Raw genomic sequence first — 17,017 nt, forward strand, 5'->3', positions numbered from 1 at the left:
GCCTGAAGGAACTGGCCGAACACGAGTACAAGGAATCGATCGAAGAGATGAAGCATGCCGACGTGCTCTCTGATCGCATCCTGTTCCTGGAAGGCCTGCCCAATTTCCAAGCGCTGGGCAAGCTGCGCATCGGTGAGAACCCGACCGAAATCCTCAAGTGCGACCTCGCGCTGGAGAACGAGGCCGCGGCCGTGTTGCGTGACGCGGTGGCCTATGCCGAATCGATCAGCGATTACGTCAGCCGCTCGCTGTTCGTGAAGATCCTCGACGCCGAGGAAGAGCATATCGACTGGCTGGAAACCCAGCTGGATCTGATCGAGCGCATCGGCGAACCGAACTACCTGCTCACCAAGATCGAGGACTGATCCGCGCTGCGGTTCAGCCCTGCGGGGAGGTGATGCCCAGGCTGGCCTGATAGCCAGCCAGGGCAGCACGGGCGCGCGCGAACTCGGCCACGATCCTGGCCACCATTGCGACCGGCTGCTGCAGATTGCCGGTACGTACGCCGTACTCCAGCTGGCGTGCGGCTTCGGACAAGGCCAGGCACCCCACGTTGGCACTGGACGACTTCAAACTGTGCGCGACCTCGCCCATGCGTGGCGTGTCGAATGCGTTGCTGGCCTCCTGCAACTGCTGCACCAACGCGGGAGTTTCTTCCAGGAACACCGCGACAATGGCACTGATCTCGTCTCCCACGATCTCGTAGAGCTCATCGAGCACACTGCGCTCCAGCGCGGGTGCGGTGATGGCCTCCAGTGACGGCGTCGCAGCCGCGGCCGGGTTGTTGGAGAGGGATGGGGTATCGCTGGTCATGGGCGTTGCCTCGGGCGACCGCGGTACAGGCATGAACGCCTGCAGGCAGGTCTGCAGCTGGTTGCGGGAAATGGGTTTGGAAAGGTACTCGTCCATGCCTGCATCCAGGCAGCGCTGGCGGTCGCCCGCCATGGCGTTGGCCGTCATGGCGATGATTGGCAGCCTTGTCAGTCCCTTGTCAGCTTCATGTTGGCGCCACCGTTGTGTGGCGGCATAGCCGTCGAGCACCGGCATCTGGCAATCCATCAGCACCGCATCGTAGGCAGGACGGCTGTGCAGCTTTTCCAAGGCGATGGCGCCGTTCTCGGCGCTGTCGACGCTGCAGCCGATCACCTTGAGCAGCTTCTGCGCCACCAGCAGGTTGACCGGGTTGTCTTCCACCAGCAGCACGCGCATGCCAGCTAGACTGACACTGGGGTTGGAATGTTCCCGTGGTGCTGGCGCGGGGATCGCGACCGCAGGCTCCGGCGGATTCAGCGTGGTCTCGATGGGGACGATGGCCACGGCGGCAACCGCTTGGGGCGTGGCCGGCGTAGTGGGTGGGGGTGCGGCAGGGGCTGCATTATCGGCCAAGGCATTGCGCAGCTGCGCATCCGGCAGCTGCCGTGGCAACACGGTGGCGCCATCGCTCAGCACCGCAGGTACCGGGCTGTCGCCGTACAGCCAGAGCAGGCGCGGCGGATTGTCCAGGCGGTTGATGGCGCGCTGTAGTGCCGGGGCGCTGTGTTGCAGGGGATCCAGGTCACCAATGACGGCGTGCAGGGCCGTGGCAGGGTTGCGCAGCGTCTCAAGCGCCTCTTGCAGGTTGTGGACCAGCTTGGGCTGGTAGCCCCAGGTTGCCAGCACGCGCTCCAGGCGCTGGCGCAAGCGGACTTCCGGCGCCATCAGCAGGATGGTGCGGGCATTGCGCAGGTGTTCCGGGCGGTACAGGTCGCCGACCACTTTCAGCAGCGGTATCTCGAACCAGAAGGTCGAACCGCGACCGGGTGCGGACTGCACGCCGATCGTGCCGTGCATCAGGTCGACGATGCGCTTGCAGATCGCAAGCCCCAGGCCGGTGCCACCGTACAGGCGTGTGGTTGATGCGTCGGCCTGGGTGAAGGCGTTGAACAGGCGCTGCTGCTGCGCGGTGTCCAGGCCGATGCCGGTGTCGCGGACTTCGAAGCGCAGTTGGTGCTGGGCCGGGGTTTCGCCCAGGCGGGTGACTTCGATATGGATGGTGCCGCGCTCGGTGAACTTGATGGCATTGACCAGCAGGTTGCCCAGCACCTGTCGCAGCCGCACCGGGTCGCCGCGTACCGGCAGGCGTACCGCGGGATCGATATGCAGGTTCAGTCGCAAACCCTTGTGTTCGCCGGCACGCTGCATCAGCGCGAGCATCCCTTCCAGGGTTTCGCGCAGGTTGAAGGTGGTGATTTCCAGCTCCAGCCGGTTTGCTTCCAGCTTGGAGTAATCGAGGATGTCATCGACGATGCGGAACAGCTGGCGCGAACTCTCCGTCGCGGTGGCCAGCATCCGGCGTTGCTCGCCGTCCAGCGCGCCTTGGGCGATCATCTCCAGCATCGGCAGGATGCCGTTGAGCGGGGTGCGGATCTCATGGCTCATGGTGGCAAGGAACTCACCCTTGGCCAGGGTGGCGGCTTCGGCGGCTTGCTTGGCCTGCAGCAGGTCCTGTTCCATCTTGCTGTGGACGGTGGCTGCGCTGCGCAGCTGGCCTGCTTCCAGCACCAGTTCTTCCTTGCCCAGCTGCAGCGCGTGCGCGTGGCGGGCCAGGCGATTGCTGCTCCATGCAGCCAGCAGCGCGGCAAGCGTGGCCACAGCGGCTGCGACCGCGCCGGTCAGTGCGGGTACCTGCGGCAGCCACGGCGTGGTGGCGGCGATCGCGGCACAGGTTGCAGCCAGTAACGCCCAGCCGCGGGATGCTCCTGTGCCAGCCACGCTCATAGCACCGCGTTCTGGAAGTCGAAGTTGAGCTCGCTGCCGGCGCGCTGCACGACATTGCCCTGGATGAAGTCCACGCCGCCCACCCACATCGCGGCGGCGGCCTGCGGATCCTCGATCTGCTGGCCGATGATCTGCACGTTGGCGCGATGCGCACGGTCGATGGTGAGGCGCAGTTCGTCGCGCAGCTTCTGGCTGGTATGGCTGCCGGCGAAGCGGCCGGCCATGCGGACGTAGCCCAATGGCAGCTGGGTGAGCAGTGCATTGGCCTCATCGCTGGGCTCGAACTGGCTGAGGCAGAACTGCACCCCGGCCGGCATCAGCTGCGCACAGAACTGCTGCAGGCTTACCGCGTGCACAAGCGCATCGGACAGGCGCACGTCGATCACCAGGCCATTGCCGGCAACCTGCCGTTCCTGCAGGGCCTTGAGCAACCACTGTGCGTAGGCGCTGCGGGACAGCGTGCGCAGCGATTGCGAGACGAACAGGCGCATCGGTGGCTGCGCGAACTGGTACAGGTGCAGCAGGCCAAGGGCATGCTCCACGACCTGTTGGTCCAGGTCGGCGATGCGTCCGGCTGCTTCGGCGGCAGGAATGATCTGTCCGGCCGAAAGCAGCGCGCCATTGCTCTGGCGCAAGCGCAGCAGTACCTGGTACTGCGCGGTATCGCCGCCGGCAACGGCAACGATGGGCTGGTAGGCCAGTTCAAGCTGGCCTTCGAGCAGCGCCAACTGTTCCTGATTGTCGGCGCTGTTCTCGGGGTGATAGAGGGTGACACCGTCGGTGTCCAGGCGCGCCTGCAGGGCCGTGCGCTCCACGGCTTCCAGCGCGGCATCCGGATCATTGAACGCCTGCGGCAAGGCGGCGACGCCTACCACGCAACGCAGGAACACGGCTTCCTGTTCGCGGATGGCGAATGTCTGTGCCGACAGGCCCATGCGTACGCGCTGGGCAACCGCAGTCAGGGCGTCTTCGGCGGTGCCGCGCACCAGCAGCAGGAAGCTGTTGTCGTTCAAGCGTGCCAGCAGGTGCGGCTGCATGTGTTCGGCGATGCGTTGTCCGGCCTGCACCATCAGGCGCTCGAAACTGGCATAGCCATAACGCTCGCGCAGCCCCAGCGCGCTGGCAATCTCGATGAACATCAGGCCGCCGGGTTGCTTGCTCTCAAGGGTGGCCAGGAGCTGCTGCATCACATTGTGGCGGGTCGGCAGGCCGGTCTCCGGGTTATTCAGCAGCGGTGCGCTGTCCGGCGTGCCCGGCACCTGCATGCGGTTGCGACGGATGCGGTTGGCAACGGCGGCGACCAGGTGGCGCGGCCGGATCGGCTTGACCAGCACGTCGTCGGCGCCGCAGTCCAGCACTTCGAACTGACGATCAGGGTCGGCCTCGCCGGTGAGGAACACGATTGGCAGCAGTTGCTGGTGCGGCTGTTGGCGGATCATTGCGGTCAGGCGCATGCCATCAAGGCCCGGCATGTGCAGGTCCATCAGGATCAGGTCCGGGCGATGTTCGCTGATGGCCTGCTGCACACCGTCCACGTCCATTTGCACGAAGGCCTGCATACCAGCCCCGTGCAGCACGCTCTGCGCGAACAATGCCTGGGAGCGGTTGTCCTCGACGATCAGGACGCGATAGGGCGTGTCTTCGCCGGCATTGATGCCGGGCGCGATCGTCACCGCCCCCGCATCGGCCTTGATCTGCGCCTGCACCGCGTCGGTGGGCGCGGTGTTGAGCACGCTCCAGCGTTGCCAGAAGTCGGCAGGTGGGGTTTCCGCGTATTGCGGGCGGGCGGTAGCAGAGGTATCGAGACTGGCCATCGACTGAATTATGCGTTCAAGGAGCGGGTGGCAGCGACTGCTCGCCGTGCGTTGAAGGGCTGCTGGCTTGCGGCGGCGTTGCGAACACGCGCTTCAGGCCCCGCCACAACATGCGCCAAACCAGCCACACGATCAACGCTCCGGCAATGCTGGCACCGAGTACGAAGATCAACGCCAGCCACGGATGCGCCAACGCCAATGCCAATCCACCGATCACCACGCTGTCCTCGGCAACCGAGGCCACCCAGTTGCTGGCTGGCTCAGGTGAGGTATTGAGCAGGGCACGCGTTCCGGCCTTCAGGCCGTGGCTTGCGAGGGCGACGCCGGCTCCGGCAGCAAGTACGCCGGTGCTGAGGTCACCGTCGGGCGACAAGGTAGCTGCGGCCAGGAAGGCGCCCGCGGGGACGCGTGCGAGGGTTTGCAGCAGATCCCAGATCGAATCCACGCCTGGGATCTTGTCGGCGAAGAATTCGGCCACGGCCAGCGCGCCGGAGGTGCCCAGCACCCACCACGACTCGGTAGCCTGCAAGGCCGGTGGCAGGTCGACCCAGCCCATGATGCCGGCCAGGCCAACGCCGAAGACAGTCAGATAGACACGGATGCCAGCCAGCCAGGCCAGCAGGATGCCGATGACGAATACGTGGGCTTCGGTCATGGGAAGGGTCCGGCGGGTAACTGTGAGCAGGATCGCAACTATCGAGCATGACAGCAGTGAATGCCAGATGCCGGCGGGCCAGCGCGCAGGCGGCAGGGTCGTTTACACTCGCACGTCGTTTCAGACGGAGCACAAGCCAGTCCCTGAACCAGGGGCGGGCCGGATCCTGCCATGACTCCCCGACCTTCCTCGCGTTTCCAGATCACCCCGCGTGGCGCTGCCCGTTCGCGCCCGGGCTGGCTTCCCATTGCCATCGTTGCCGCCGGCTGGCTGTTGTCGCTGCTGCTGGTGGGTTGGTTGGCGGCGCGCTATGCCTCGCCGGACAGCGGTGGCCTGCGCACCAAGCTGCGGCAGAGTGAACAACTGGTGGAACAGCAGCGTAGCCAGGTCGAGGAACTGCGCCAGCGGCAGGCGACGCTGGAGGCCTCCGACAAGATCAGCCGCGCAGCCAATACCGAAGTGCAGGCCTCGCTGGCCGAGCGTGACGAGGAAATCGCCGGCTTGCGTGCCGACGTCGCCTTCTACGAGCGGCTGGTGGGCTCCACCAGCCAGCGCAAGGGGCTCAATGCGCACTCGGCCGAGTTCAGCCCAGAAGCCGCTGGGACATGGCATTACAGCGTGGTTCTCACCCAGAACCTCAATCGTGGAGCAATCAGCCAGGGGCAGATGCGGTTTTCCATTGAGGGCGTCAAGGATGGAAAGCTGACAACCGTCAGCTGGGATGACCTACATCAGCGCAAGAACGTGCCGGGGCAGGATTATTCCTTCCGCTATTTCCAGCAGTTGGACGGTAGCGTGATGCTGCCCCGGGATTTCACGCCGCAACGTGTGCGAGTCTCCCTGTCCGGGCCTGGGGGAGGCGCGACGCAGACTTTTGATTGGAAACTCGCCGGTAGCGGCAGAGGGGAATGAACATGTTCGGTAACAAGTCCAACCGCGACAGCCATCTGGTCGTGGATGCCCTGATCGGGCCGCAGGTGGTGATCCGTGGTGACGTGGTCTTCAGCGGTGGCCTGTACGTGGAAGGCCGCATCCTGGGCAAGGTTGTTGCCGAAGAGGGCGCCAATGCCGTGCTGACGCTGGCCGAGCAGGGGCACATCGAAGGCGAAGTGCGTGCCTCGGTGGTGGTGCTCAGCGGCCGCATGGACGGTGATGTGCATGCCAGCGAGCGGGTCGAGCTGACCCCTAGCGCACGGGTAACGGGCAACGTCCATTACTCGGTGGTGGAAATGAACGCTGGCGCCCAGCTCAACGGCCGCCTGGTCCATTCAGCTGCGGTGGCTGCATTGCCGGCTCCGGAAGAAAAGAGCAACGGCAAATCGCGCAAGGCTGAAGCAGCCGAGGCTTGAATCAGCCTGCCGGCGCCCCCATGCTGGGCGCATGAGTACGCTGATTTCCCTGCCCGGTGCGCAGCCGGCGCCTGATTACCAGTCCCTGGACCGGCCGCTGAACTTCACTCCGTCGGCAGCGGCCAAGGTGCGTGAATTGATCCAGGACGAAGGCAATGATGCCCTCGCCCTGCGTGTCTATATCCAGGGTGGCGGCTGTTCTGGTTTCCAGTACGGCTTCGAGTTCGATGAAAACCGCGCCGAGGATGACCTGGCCGTGGTGACCGAAGGTGTGACCTTGCTGGTGGATCCGTTGAGCCTGCAGTACCTGATGGGTGCCGAGGTCGATTACAGCGAAAGCCTGACCGGTGCCCAGTTCGTGATCCGCAACCCCAATGCCCGCACCACCTGCGGCTGCGGCAGCAGTTTCTCGGTCTAGACCGGATCCCGCTGGGGGCTGCGTTGGATGCGGCTTGCGAAGGCCGCGCTTTGGCGGCAGGCTCTGGTCGATGCTAAACGCTGAATACAAGTTTTCCGGGTACGCCTTCGCCGCGACGGCGCTGGACCGTGGTGACACGCTGCGCGCCGATGCCGATGCATTGGCCGCACTTTGGCCCGACGCGCGGGTGCTGGTGCTGGACACCGACGGCCGCGCCTTGGCCATGGCTGATGATCAGCCCTTCCTGCCCTTGGGGCGTGAGCTGGGCGGTGGCCCTGGCACTGCCATCTACCTGGGCAAGGACCCGGCCGCGGCATGGTTCGTGGTCGAGGCGGGCAATGTCACCGTGCAGGCGCCGGGGCGGGTCGATCTTCGCCAGGCGGCGGTGATCTGGCCGGCAGCGCTGGCCAACATCTTTTCCTACGCACGCGGCATGTCGTACTGGCATTCGCGCAACCGCTATTGCGGGGTCTGTGGCGCGGCGGTCAGTTTTGGCCGTGCCGGTTTCATCGGCCATTGTCCCCAATGCGGTACCGAGCACTACCCGCGGGTGGATCCGGCCATCATCGTGGCCGTCGAGAACAATGGGCGTCTGCTGCTGGGTCGCCAGGCCAATTGGGCACCCCGCCGTTACTCGGTGCTGGCCGGCTTCGTGGAGCCGGGCGAGACCTTCGAGCAGACGGTCGTTCGCGAGGTTTATGAAGAAACCCGGGTGCGGGTGATCGAGGCGCGTTACCTGGGCAGCCAGCCCTGGCCCTTTCCGGGGGCGCTGATGGTGGGTTTTGCCGCCAGTGCCCATGACGACCTTCCAACGGTTGATGGCGAGTTGGAGGATGCTCGCTGGTGCAGCCGTGAGGAAGTCGCCGCCGCCCTGCAACGCGAGCAATCCGATGATGGTGTCGGGCTGTTGCTGCCGGCGCCGATATCCATTGCCCGCAGCCTGGTCGAACACTGGTATCGACGCCAGCCGGGCACTGATCCAGATCATGGGTAAGCGTCGGCGCCAGCGCCTACAATCGCAGCCCGGAGGAAGCGCATGTTCACGACCCTGGTAGCAGTGATTGCCGCACTCGTGCTGGGCCACCTGGCGCCGGCACTGCTGTCCGTGCTGCGCGACTGGCGCTGGTTCGGTCGCTGGTTGGCCTGGTTGCAGGCCAATAGTGGCGAGGGCGAAGGCAACCGTTACCTGTTGCTGTGGGCGATCGCGCCACTGGTTGGGTTGGTGGCGCTGTTGCAGTGGGCGTTGGACGACCGCCTGTTTGGTCTGCCGTCGCTGCTTTTTGGCGTGGCCATGCTGGCATTGTGCTGGGGGCCACGTGATCTGGACCGCGATGTGGAGGCGGTGATCGATGCCGACGACACGGGCCGTCGTGACGCAACCCTGTCCCATCTGCAATCTGCCGGCGGCAGCATGCGTGAGGACATGGCCAGCCTGGTGGGAGCGACGGCGATCAACGCCCTGCGCCGCTGGTTCGCGCCGCTGTTCTGGTTCCTGCTGCTGGGGCCTGCCGGTGTGCTGTTGTATCGCCTCTTGGCGCAGGCTACGCAAGGCGCGCAGTCGGCACAGCTGGCGGTATCCGCACGCACGGCCGGGGATTGGGCATTGGCGGTGCTGGAGTGGCCGGTGGCCCAGTTGATGACGCTGTCCATGGCGTTGGTGGGCAATTTCGACACGGTGTTTTCGGCCTGGCGTCGCTCCGGTGGCAATCGCTGGGCACTGCAGATCGGTTTCCTGCCCGAGGCCGCGCGCGCCAGCGTGGGCGCCGAGCTGGTGGAAGAGGCGGAAGAGGCGCAGTTATCCGGTCATGTGCCTGTTGATGAGCGCTACCCGGACCTGCGCGACGCGATGAGCGTGGTGTGGCGCATGCTGCTGCTGTGGATGGCGCTGGTTGCGATGCTGGTGATTGCTGGCTGGGTAGGCTGAGCCCGGGCTGCCTGGCCCAGCCGCAACGACGACTGCCGTTTGGCGCCCAGCTTCTTCAGCCGGGAAGCGCCGTCAGGCGCAGCCAGGATTCAACCGGGTGCAAGCAGGTTGAACGGATACCAAGGCAGATTGCGGGCGATCCAGAACCCGCAGATGACAAACATCCACAGCATGGGACGGGCGAACAGCCGTACCGCCCAATTCAACCGCTTCGGCCAGAAGCCTGCGCCATGCAGGGCCATGATCAGGGTTGGAATGATGGATACGACCAGCAGGGGGTTCATGCCCATGGCCTGCCCCAGGTCACCGTGGACCAGCGCGTGCAGGCATCGGGTACTGCCACAACCCGGGCACCAGATGCCGGTCAACGCATAGAAGGGACAGGAGGGCAGCGGATTGCCGGCGACGTTCGGGTCGATCCTGCCGAGGATGGCTATCGCACCGACGGCGATGCCGCCCATCGCGGCCAGCGGTGCATAACGAAGCAGATGTTGCGGAATCACCATCGGGTTGAAGAGCCGGATGCCAAGGCATCCGGCTCCTTCTGCTGCATCAGTAGCCGTTGCTGCCGCCCACGGCGCCACCAATGCCCAGCACCATGACCAGCACGATGTACAGGATGGTCACGATGACACCTGCAGCTGCGGCGTAGATCGCCCACTTCTTGGCCTTTTCCGAGGCGTCACGCGCACCGGCCACGTCACCGGCTGCCAGCAGGCCATTGACCTTGGCTGCATTGATGATCGAGACGATGCCCAGCGGCAGGCAGCAGAACACAGTGGCCAGGATGGCCCAGACGAGGTTGTTGGAGACGACAGGACTGCTGGTATTCACTTAAAGCTCCTTGTTGGGATAGATCAGCGTGACTTGCAGGTATTGGCCGCGATCAACGGCGAAATGATCATGGTTGCGACCCAGCATAGGGGCCAGGTGATGAAGCCGATGAAGACAAAGCACAGCAGGAAGTTGACGAACGCCAGCGCCCAGTAGCCGAACATGAAGAGCAGCCCCAGCACCACGTTGCCGGCGTAGATGTGGCCGATGCCGAATACCTGGAACAGACCCGGTATGACCTCGAGCAGGGCCGCAGTACCACCGGATTTCTGTGGGTGGTAGTAGTGGTGCACCTGCTGCACGGTCGCGGTGGGCGCGGGTACGGCTGGCAGCGTGGTTGTTTGCGTGGTCTGTTCCATGACTCCCCTTGGCGATGCACCGCGCGCTGTACCCATACGCGTGTGCCTTGGGGCGTAGGGTAGCCAGAAGTCTCACTTCTGGAAAGCCGGTATTCCTATGCTTCATCACCACGAAGCCTACGCACTGCGGCTTCGAGGGCGGCTGCGCTGCTGCCTTCCCCATTCACAGTCGGCCCGGCGACTACCTCGATGTGGGCCCGGAACCGCCGCGGTACCCGCATCCGGCCCAGACGGGTGTCGCGTCGGCTCCACATGCTGGCCCACATCCCCTTCAGGGCCATGGGCACGACCGGCACCGGTCGCCGTGCCAGGATTTTTTCCACACCTGATTTGAAGGCGGCGATCTCGCCATCCTTGGTCAGGGCGCCCTCCGGGAAGATGCAGACCAGTTCGCCCTCGGCCAGCGCCGCATCCACCTCGTCAAAGGCGCGCTGCATGAGCGCGGCGTCTTCCTTGGGGCTGGCGATGGGGATGGCCTTGGCGGTCTTGAAGATCCAGCGCATCACCGGGATGTTGAAGATCTTGTAGTACATGACGAAGCGCACGGGCCGCGGCACCACCGCCGACAGGATCAGTGCATCCATGTAGCTCACATGGTTGCAGACGATCAGCGCTGCGCCTTCGTCCGGTACGTTGCCTTCCACGTCCTTGACCCGCAGCCGGTACAGGGTGCGCACCATCACCCAGCTGAGGAAGCGCATCAGGAATTCGGGGACGATGCTGAAGATATAGACCGCTACCAGCACGTTGGCGATGGCCAGGGCCAGGAACAACTGGGGGATGGTCCACTTGAGCAGGCTCTGGGTAAGCAGGCCGAGCACCGCTGCCAGTACGATGAAACCCGAGTTCTGGATGTTGAGCGCGGCGAACACGCGCGACATTTCCGATTTCGGCGTGCGGCTCTGGATCAGCGCGAACAGCGGCACCACGAAGAAGCCGGTGAACAGGCCGATGCCGAGCAGGTCGATGATGATGCGCCAGCTGCCCGGCTGCTGGACGAAGCCGGCCACATCCAGGCCGGTTGCGGTGACGGAGCCGGTCCGCGCGAAGTACAGGTCAAGCAGGAAGGCGCTCATGCCGAACGCACCCAATGGCACCAGACCGATCTCGACGATGCGCCCGGAGAGCTTTTCACACAGCAGCGAACCGGTACCGGTACCCAGCGAGAACAAGGCCAGCGCGAAGATGTACAAGGTGGATCCGCCGCCCAGGTTCACTTCGGCATAGGTGGGCAGCTGTGAAGTGAGGATGGTGCCGAAGAACCAGAACCAGGACACGCCCAGGATCGCGTTGCGCACTGCCTTCTGCTTCTTGGCAAGGCGCAGTACTGCCAGCGATTCACTGATGGGGTTCCAGCTGAGCTTCAGTTCGGGCGCGCCGGCATCCACCTTGGGAATCATCCGCGCGGCGATGTTGCCGGCCAGGGCCAGGGCGATGATGGCTACCGCGGCCACGATCGGGCCATAGGCGCCGGCCAGGGCGAAAATCATGCCGCCGGCGATCATGCCGGTAAGGATGGAGATGGACGTGCCCATTTCCACCAGGCCGTTGCCGCCGGTGAGTTCCTCGGGCTTGAGGATGGAGGGCAGCACCGAATACTTGACCGGGCCGAACAAGGTCGATTGCAGGCCCGTGCAGAACAGCGCGATCAGCAGCACCGGCATGTTCTGGGTGAGGAAACCGATCGCCGCCAGCGACATGATCACGATTTCCATCGTCGTGGTGATGACGATGAGCTTCTGCTTCTCCAGTTTCTCGGCGATCTGCCCGGCCAGGGCGGAGAACAGGAAGTAGGGCAGGATGAACAGCGCCGGCGCCAGGTTGGTGTAGAGCGTGCGTTCTTCGGTGCTGACGCCCAGGTAGAACAGCAGGCCGATGATCGCCTGGCGGTAGATGTTGTCGTTGAACGCGCCCAGCGCCTGGACGATGAAGAAGGGCAGGAAGCGGCGCTGCCTGAGCAGGGCGAACTGGTTGTGGCCGGACATCGTGTCTCCTCGGTGCTGCGCGGCACATTAGCAGAACAGCATGGAGGTATCGGGCAAGAGCGCTGGGCGTTGCAGGGGCCCTTCAGCGGGTGCTGTCGGGCAACAGCTCCAGCAATGCCCGCGCCGCAGGGGTGGGGTCGGCGCGCCATACCGCACAGGTGCGGAAGTGAAAGGTCTCAAGCAAGGGCCGCACAACAGTGCGCTGCATGCGCGCGGCCATGCTGTCGGGCACCACCGCAACCGCCAGCCCCGCGGCGACCAGCTGTTGCTGCAGCTCGCTGTGGGTGACTTCGTATTGCAGTTGCGCCTGGATGCCGCGCTCGCGCAGGGCGTCATCAAGCATGCGCCTTACCCCGGCGCCCGGTATCAGCGCAGCCAGCGGCAGGCCTTGCAAGGACTGCAGCGCGACTGCACTTTGCGTGGCCAGCGGATGCCCCGGGGGCATGACCAAGGACAAGCCCTCTTCATGCAGCAAGCGATGCTGGGGCGGCAGCGGAACCTGCGGACCAATGCCGACCAGGGCCAGGTCCAGCTGGCCGTCCTCCAGTTCGGCCAGCAATGCATCGCTCATGCCCACCTTCAGGTGAACCTCCACGGCTGGATGGGCGGCGCGGAACGCCGAGAGCAGCGCCGGCACGTCGACCACGTTGAGCGAGGTGATCTGGCCGATGTTGATACGGCCGCGCACGGTGCCCAGCGTCAGCGCCATCTCTTCCTGCAGCCGCGCGGCGGCCTGCAGGGTGCGTCGCGCGTTGTCGAGGAATACCTCGCCGGCGGCGGTTGGGCGTACGCGGCGGGGGCTGCGCTCGAACAACCGCGCGCCAAAGGCGTCTTCCAGCCGCGCAATCTGGTGGCTTAGTGCCGATTGCACGGTGTGGCAGCGTGCGGCGGCCGCAGTGAAGCCGCCTTCTTCGGCAACGGCGACGGCAAATTCCAGCTGGCGCAGGGTGAGCATGCAATCACTAAAACAGATGGATTAGATGATGACAATGCATTTGTGTCATTGATCTGTGCCCGCCAGACTGGCCCCCGTTCCCGCCGTGATGCCGCCAGATGACCACATCCGCCTCCGTCCATCGCCCGCTCAGCCAAGGCCAGGTCCTGCTGTTGGCCGCCGCCACCGGTGTGATCGTGGCCAGCAATTACTACGCCCAGCCGCTGCTGCAGATACTGGCCGACGTTTTCCAGATGGACGCCAGTCGGGCCGGTTGGGTGGTGACGGTCGCCCAGTTGGCCTATGCCACCGGACTGTTGCTGATCGTGCCGCTGGGGGACCGGCTGGAACGGCGCCGGCTGATCGTTGGTTTGTTCGTGCTTGCCGCGGTCGGCCTGGCGATCAGCGCAAGCGCCGGGCATTTCGCCCAGTTGTTGGCGGGTACCGCGTTGGCAGGCCTGAGTGCAGTGGCGGCGCAGGTGATCGTGCCGCATGCCGCGACGTTGGCCAGCCCGGAGCATCGTGGGCGGGTGGTGGGCACCATCATGGCAGGCCTGTTGCTGGGCATCCTGCTGGCGCGGACTGCATCGGGCGTGCTGGCGGGCATCGGCTCATGGCACACCATCTATTGGGTGGCTTGCGCGGTGGTGTTGCTGCTGGCCTTGGTGCTTGCGCGGGTGTTGCCGGCACACCAGCCCACCGCCAGCCTGTCCTATCCGCGCCTGATCGGGTCGGTGCTGGCGTTGTTGCGCGACGAGCCGGTGCTGCGCCAGCGCTCGCTGTTGGGCGCGCTGTTGTTTGCCGGTTTCAGCGTGTTCTGGACGCCGCTGGCTTTCCTGCTGGCGGGGCCTGCCTATGGGTATTCGATCACCACGATCGGCGTGTTCGGCCTGATCGGCGCGGCGGGCGCCTTGGCTGCCAGCGGTGCCGGCAAGCTCAGTGATCGCGGTCTGGGGCACTGGGTTGCTGGCGGTGGCCTGGTGCTGATGTTGCTGTCCTGGTTGCTGTTGGCATTCGCGCCGGTGTCGCTGGCTGCGTTGATCAGCGGTGTACTGCTGTTGGATATCGCGGTGCAGGCGGTGCACATCAACAACCAGAGCGTGATCTATCAGTTGGATGAAGGCGCACGCAGTCGCATCACCTCTGCTTACATGACCTGCTATTTCATCGGCGGCGCCAGCGGCTCGGCGCTGAGTACGCTGGCATGGACGCGTTTTGGGTGGTGGGGAGTGTGTGTACTGGGCTGTGTGATCGCCGTGATCGGCCTGCTGGTGTATTGCGTGCCGGCCAGAAAGCGGCGGTAGACTCGGCATATGCCCGCCAAGCGGGTGATGGATCAGTTGAAGGGATGCACGTGCCCGCTGGTTGGCAAGGCGGTTCTGGCAAGAGCAAGTGCTAATGCCAAAGCCAAAGCTAGAGCCAGAGCGTCCCCCCATCCGCCCGTTGGGCACCTTCCCCCGCAGGCGGGAGAAGGGAGAGCGAGAGCAAGAGCAAGAGCAAGAGCAACGGCAACGGCGAAAGCCAAAGCCAGAGCCAGAGCGTCCCCCATCCGCCCGTTGGGCACCTTCCCCCGCAGGCGGGGGAAGGGAGAGCGAGAGCAAGAGCAACGGCAACGGCAACGGCAACGGCGAAAGCCACAGCCACAGCCACAGCCACAGCCACAGCCACAGCCACAGCCACAGCCTCGGTAGCCCGGGCTACTACCCCGCAATCGCCAACGCCTGCCCCGACTACATAGGCAATGGATCAGTTCGCAACCTGCATCCCGGCAGCCGGCACTATCGCCTCATCCGCCGCCGCCCTGAGCTTGGGCAGCAAGCGCAGCATCAAGGCCAGCTGGGTGCGCACCAAGCGTGATTTGTCGTCAATCTCCTCGGCCATCTGCTCCAGCGCGTCGGCCAGTGCGATCTCATCTTCCTGCGGGGTGGCAGCCTGGCGTTTGCCCAAGGCATCTGCCAGCCCCGCCAGTGATTGCTGCAGCTGGCGATGGCCACTTGCTATCAAACCGTCGTCGTTGACCGCATCGGCCTGCGCCCGATGCGCGCCGAGTGCCGACAGATAGCCAAGCAAGGTATTGGACAAGCCGAGGAATCGAAAGCCCGCATCCAGATTGCCGCGTGCGTAACCGGGCTCGCGCAGCATGTTGGACAAGGCGACCGACAAGGCGACGTCGGCGTTGTGCATGTCGCGGCGGGCAATGCGGTAGGGCAGGTCATCGCGCATTCCGCTGCGGTACTGGCCCAGCACTTCATCCAGATAGGCGGTGCTGGTGGCAATTACTTGTGCCATCACCTTGTGCAGGCGCCTGCCTTCCCAGTCCGGCAGGATCAGCAGCGAGGCGATCGCGGCAATACCACAACCGATCAAGGTATCCAGAAGGCGTGGCCAGATCAGCACAAAACCATTGCCAATCAGGTTGAAACACAGCAAGGCCATCACCGTGATCGCAGCCGTTGCCAGCAGGTAACGGTCGGTACGGGTAATGAAGAACAGCAGTGCCGCTGCCAGCGCCAACAGCAACTGCAGGCCAGTGCCGGGGAACAGCTGCATCAGCGCCCAGGTGACGCCCAGGCCAAGCAGGGTGCCGGCAATACGCTGGACCAGGCGCAGGCGCGTGGCGCCGAAGTGGGGCCGGCAGACAAAGACGATGGTCAGCAGGATCCAGTAGCCGTTGTCCGGGTGCACCAGTTTGAGCAGCGCGTAACCGGCGATCAGCGCGATGCCGATGCGCACGCCGTGGCGGAACAGCAGTGAGCCAGGCGTCAGGGCCTGACGCAGGCGGGCGCCCATCTCGCGCAGGGTGTGCGGTGAGGAATCACGCAGGCGGGTATCGATACCTTCAAGCGGGGTATCGGCCAGTGCAGCTTCGGACAGCTGGCGCTCGATGCTGGACAGGTTGGCGGCAAGTAGCTGCAAGGAGCCAAGCAGGCGCGTCCACTGCGGATTGCGCTGCTCGCGCAGGTACTGCAGCGAGGACTGCAGGTCCTGGCCGGCGACACGGGTCTGTTCACCATAGTCGAATGGCTGGCGTAGGCGGATGGCCTGGCCCAAAGCCTGGCAGGCCTTGCCCTGCAGCGACAGCAGGCGCCGGCAGCGGTACAGCACGTCGCTGTGGAAGAACGCGTCGGCCAGCGCTTCATAGGGATAGTGCGAGGAACTGGCGCGCTCGTGAAAGTCCTGCGCCATGTAATACAGGCGGAAGTACAGGCCCGACTGCACGCCGGGCCGGCCGGAGCGGCCAAAGCGGCTGAGGATGGCAGTCTTGGCGATGTTCAACGCCTGCACCACGCGCACGTTCTGCTCGGCCAGCGCCAGCCGGCGTGCTTCCAGATTGCCGTGCCGCACCGGTTCAAACAGATCGGCCTTGAGCTGCAGATAACGGCCCAATTCGAAGAACAACCGTGCCAGCCGTTCGCGGACCGGGCGGTTGGCGAACATCGCGGTCCACAGGATCGATAGCAGTCCATACCAGGCTGCGCCTACCAGCAGCGGGATCACCTCGCGCGAGGCCTGTTGCGGGCTGCTGCCGTGGTGCTGGTCCAGCGCGATCATGGCGTAGATCGCCAGTGTCACCGTGGCCTGGCCGATCGAGGCATAGCGCTCGCCCAAGGCGCCCAGGAGCGTCAGTCCGAATGCGGCCAGCGCGAGCGTGGCGATGAACGGCAATGGCTGCGGAAACAGCACGATCACCGCAGCTGCGGCGGCCGTAAAGCACAGCAGCGACAACAGCACCGACTTGGTGCGCCCCCACCAGTTGTCGTCGGTCTCGGCGATGGCGCTGGCGATGATGCCCAGGAACAGACCGGGGATGGCTTCGATATGGCCGTCGTACCAGCCATAGGCAATGGCGGCGGTCAGCGCGATGAACACGCGCAGCCCGTAACTGGCTTTTTCATGGGCCCAAAGCTGGCCCAGGTGACGGTCGAGACGGCGCATGCCGGAAGCGGGGACTCGCGGGATCATCGGGCCTCCAGCTTGCGGTGCTGCC

The 17,017-nt window shown here is 64.9% G+C and carries 16 protein-coding genes; 7 read left to right on the top strand and 9 right to left on the bottom strand.

Translation table 11 applies throughout. The features are described from left to right. A partial coding sequence (gene bfr, locus RT460_RS07670; protein WP_313318202.1) for a bacterioferritin occupies nt 1–365 on the top strand: 365 nt, incomplete at its 5' end. A 13-nt stretch (nt 366–378) separates the two neighbouring features. Here the strand turns inward: bfr and RT460_RS07675 are convergent. From RT460_RS07675 to RT460_RS07685, 3 genes are read right to left on the bottom strand one after another with little or no spacing between them, the layout of a single operon-like run. Then, complete coding sequence (locus RT460_RS07675) at nt 379–2,757, bottom strand: ATP-binding protein (RefSeq protein WP_313318203.1); 2,379 nt, start codon at nt 2,755–2,757, stop codon at nt 379–381. Then, nucleotides 2,754–4,571 (bottom strand): EAL domain-containing protein, encoded by a 1,818-nt coding sequence (locus RT460_RS07680; protein ID WP_313318205.1) that lies wholly within the window; start codon nt 4,569–4,571, stop codon nt 2,754–2,756. The genes RT460_RS07675 and RT460_RS07680 overlap by 4 nt, the downstream gene beginning before the upstream one ends. 16 nt (nt 4,572–4,587) lie before the next feature. After that, complete coding sequence (locus tag RT460_RS07685) at nt 4,588–5,226, bottom strand: DUF4126 domain-containing protein (RefSeq protein ID WP_313318206.1); 639 nt, start codon at nt 5,224–5,226, stop codon at nt 4,588–4,590. A 171-nt stretch (nt 5,227–5,397) separates the two neighbouring features. Between RT460_RS07685 and RT460_RS07690 the strand changes: the two genes are divergently transcribed. The 5 genes from RT460_RS07690 (at nt 5,398) to ampE (ending at nt 8,917) form a co-directional block, all read left to right on the top strand. Continuing rightward, nucleotides 5,398–6,138 (top strand): DUF6776 family protein, encoded by a 741-nt coding sequence (locus tag RT460_RS07690; RefSeq protein ID WP_313318207.1) that lies wholly within the window; start codon nt 5,398–5,400, stop codon nt 6,136–6,138. Nucleotides 6,139–6,140: 2 nt separating this feature from the next. Beyond that, nucleotides 6,141–6,575, top strand: coding sequence for a polymer-forming cytoskeletal protein (locus RT460_RS07695; protein WP_313318320.1), 435 nt, complete (start codon nt 6,141–6,143; stop codon nt 6,573–6,575). A 31-nt stretch (nt 6,576–6,606) separates the two neighbouring features. Then, entirely contained in the window at nt 6,607–6,993 is a 387-nt protein-coding gene (gene erpA / locus RT460_RS07700; protein WP_313318208.1) for an iron-sulfur cluster insertion protein ErpA, read from the top strand. Between the two features lie 70 nt (nt 6,994–7,063). After that, complete coding sequence (gene nudC / locus RT460_RS07705; RefSeq protein ID WP_313318209.1) at nt 7,064–7,987, top strand: NAD(+) diphosphatase; 924 nt, start codon at nt 7,064–7,066, stop codon at nt 7,985–7,987. 42 nt (nt 7,988–8,029) lie between these two features. Further along, nucleotides 8,030–8,917: a regulatory signaling modulator protein AmpE gene (ampE, locus tag RT460_RS07710; RefSeq protein ID WP_313318210.1), complete on the top strand. Its 888-nt coding sequence runs from the start codon at nt 8,030–8,032 to the stop codon at nt 8,915–8,917. A gap of 89 nt (nt 8,918–9,006) precedes the next feature. On the opposite strand, the gene RT460_RS07715 is transcribed toward ampE, so the two are convergent. From RT460_RS07715 to RT460_RS07735, 5 genes are all read right to left on the bottom strand, one after another. Further along, nucleotides 9,007–9,423, bottom strand: coding sequence for a DUF2752 domain-containing protein (locus tag RT460_RS07715; RefSeq protein ID WP_313318211.1), 417 nt, complete (start codon nt 9,421–9,423; stop codon nt 9,007–9,009). A gap of 46 nt (nt 9,424–9,469) precedes the next feature. Then, nucleotides 9,470–9,751, bottom strand: a complete 282-nt coding sequence (locus tag RT460_RS07720; protein ID WP_313318212.1) for a CD225/dispanin family protein — start codon at nt 9,749–9,751, stop codon at nt 9,470–9,472. Nucleotides 9,752–9,774: 23 nt separating this feature from the next. Next, a complete protein-coding gene (locus RT460_RS07725; protein WP_313318213.1) occupies nt 9,775–10,110 on the bottom strand; it encodes a hypothetical protein in 336 nt (111 codons plus the stop codon). 95 nt (nt 10,111–10,205) lie between these two features. After that, nucleotides 10,206–12,095 carry an MFS transporter gene (locus RT460_RS07730; RefSeq protein ID WP_313318214.1) on the bottom strand — a complete coding sequence of 630 codons (1,890 nt, stop codon included), beginning with the start codon at nt 12,093–12,095 and terminating at the stop codon, nt 10,206–10,208. Between the two features lie 82 nt (nt 12,096–12,177). Then, nucleotides 12,178–13,050: a LysR family transcriptional regulator gene (locus RT460_RS07735; RefSeq protein WP_313318215.1), complete on the bottom strand. Its 873-nt coding sequence runs from the start codon at nt 13,048–13,050 to the stop codon at nt 12,178–12,180. 98 nt (nt 13,051–13,148) lie between these two features. On the opposite strand from RT460_RS07735, the gene RT460_RS07740 reads away from it, so the two are divergent. Next, nucleotides 13,149–14,333 (top strand): MFS transporter, encoded by a 1,185-nt coding sequence (locus tag RT460_RS07740; RefSeq protein WP_313318216.1) that lies wholly within the window; start codon nt 13,149–13,151, stop codon nt 14,331–14,333. A gap of 442 nt (nt 14,334–14,775) precedes the next feature. Here RT460_RS07740 and yccS read toward each other — a convergent pair whose 3' ends face one another. After that, the gene (gene yccS, locus RT460_RS07745; protein WP_313318322.1) at nt 14,776–16,965 is read right to left on the bottom strand and encodes a YccS family putative transporter; all 2,190 of its coding nucleotides are present in this window, start codon (nt 16,963–16,965) and stop codon (nt 14,776–14,778) included. Nucleotides 16,966–17,017 lie beyond the last annotated feature (52 nt).

It is taken from the genome of Stenotrophomonas sp. (assembly GCF_032061965.1).
GTDB lineage: Bacteria > Pseudomonadota > Gammaproteobacteria > Xanthomonadales > Xanthomonadaceae > Stenotrophomonas.

Excerpts from the sequence above, each read along its gene's own strand:
- RT460_RS07675 (WP_313318203.1), bottom strand. The coding sequence starts at position 2,757 with ATGAGCGTGGCTGGCACAGGAGCATCCCGCGGCTGGGCGTTACTGGCT.
- RT460_RS07690 (WP_313318207.1), top strand. The coding sequence starts at position 5,398 with ATGACTCCCCGACCTTCCTCGCGTTTCCAGATCACCCCGCGTGGCGCT.
- RT460_RS07730 (WP_313318214.1), bottom strand. The coding sequence starts at position 12,095 with ATGTCCGGCCACAACCAGTTCGCCCTGCTCAGGCAGCGCCGCTTCCTG.
- RT460_RS07740 (WP_313318216.1), top strand. The coding sequence starts at position 13,149 with ATGACCACATCCGCCTCCGTCCATCGCCCGCTCAGCCAAGGCCAGGTC.
- erpA (WP_313318208.1), top strand. The coding sequence starts at position 6,607 with ATGAGTACGCTGATTTCCCTGCCCGGTGCGCAGCCGGCGCCTGATTAC.
- yccS (WP_313318322.1), bottom strand. The coding sequence starts at position 16,965 with ATGCGCCGTCTCGACCGTCACCTGGGCCAGCTTTGGGCCCATGAAAAA.
- RT460_RS07715 (WP_313318211.1), bottom strand. The coding sequence starts at position 9,423 with ATGGTGATTCCGCAACATCTGCTTCGTTATGCACCGCTGGCCGCGATG.
- RT460_RS07680 (WP_313318205.1), bottom strand. The coding sequence starts at position 4,571 with ATGGCCAGTCTCGATACCTCTGCTACCGCCCGCCCGCAATACGCGGAA.
- nudC (WP_313318209.1), top strand. The coding sequence starts at position 7,064 with ATGCTAAACGCTGAATACAAGTTTTCCGGGTACGCCTTCGCCGCGACG.
- RT460_RS07735 (WP_313318215.1), bottom strand. The coding sequence starts at position 13,050 with ATGCTCACCCTGCGCCAGCTGGAATTTGCCGTCGCCGTTGCCGAAGAA.
- ampE (WP_313318210.1), top strand. The coding sequence starts at position 8,030 with ATGTTCACGACCCTGGTAGCAGTGATTGCCGCACTCGTGCTGGGCCAC.
- RT460_RS07725 (WP_313318213.1), bottom strand. The coding sequence starts at position 10,110 with ATGGAACAGACCACGCAAACAACCACGCTGCCAGCCGTACCCGCGCCC.
- RT460_RS07685 (WP_313318206.1), bottom strand. The coding sequence starts at position 5,226 with ATGACCGAAGCCCACGTATTCGTCATCGGCATCCTGCTGGCCTGGCTG.
- RT460_RS07695 (WP_313318320.1), top strand. The coding sequence starts at position 6,141 with ATGTTCGGTAACAAGTCCAACCGCGACAGCCATCTGGTCGTGGATGCC.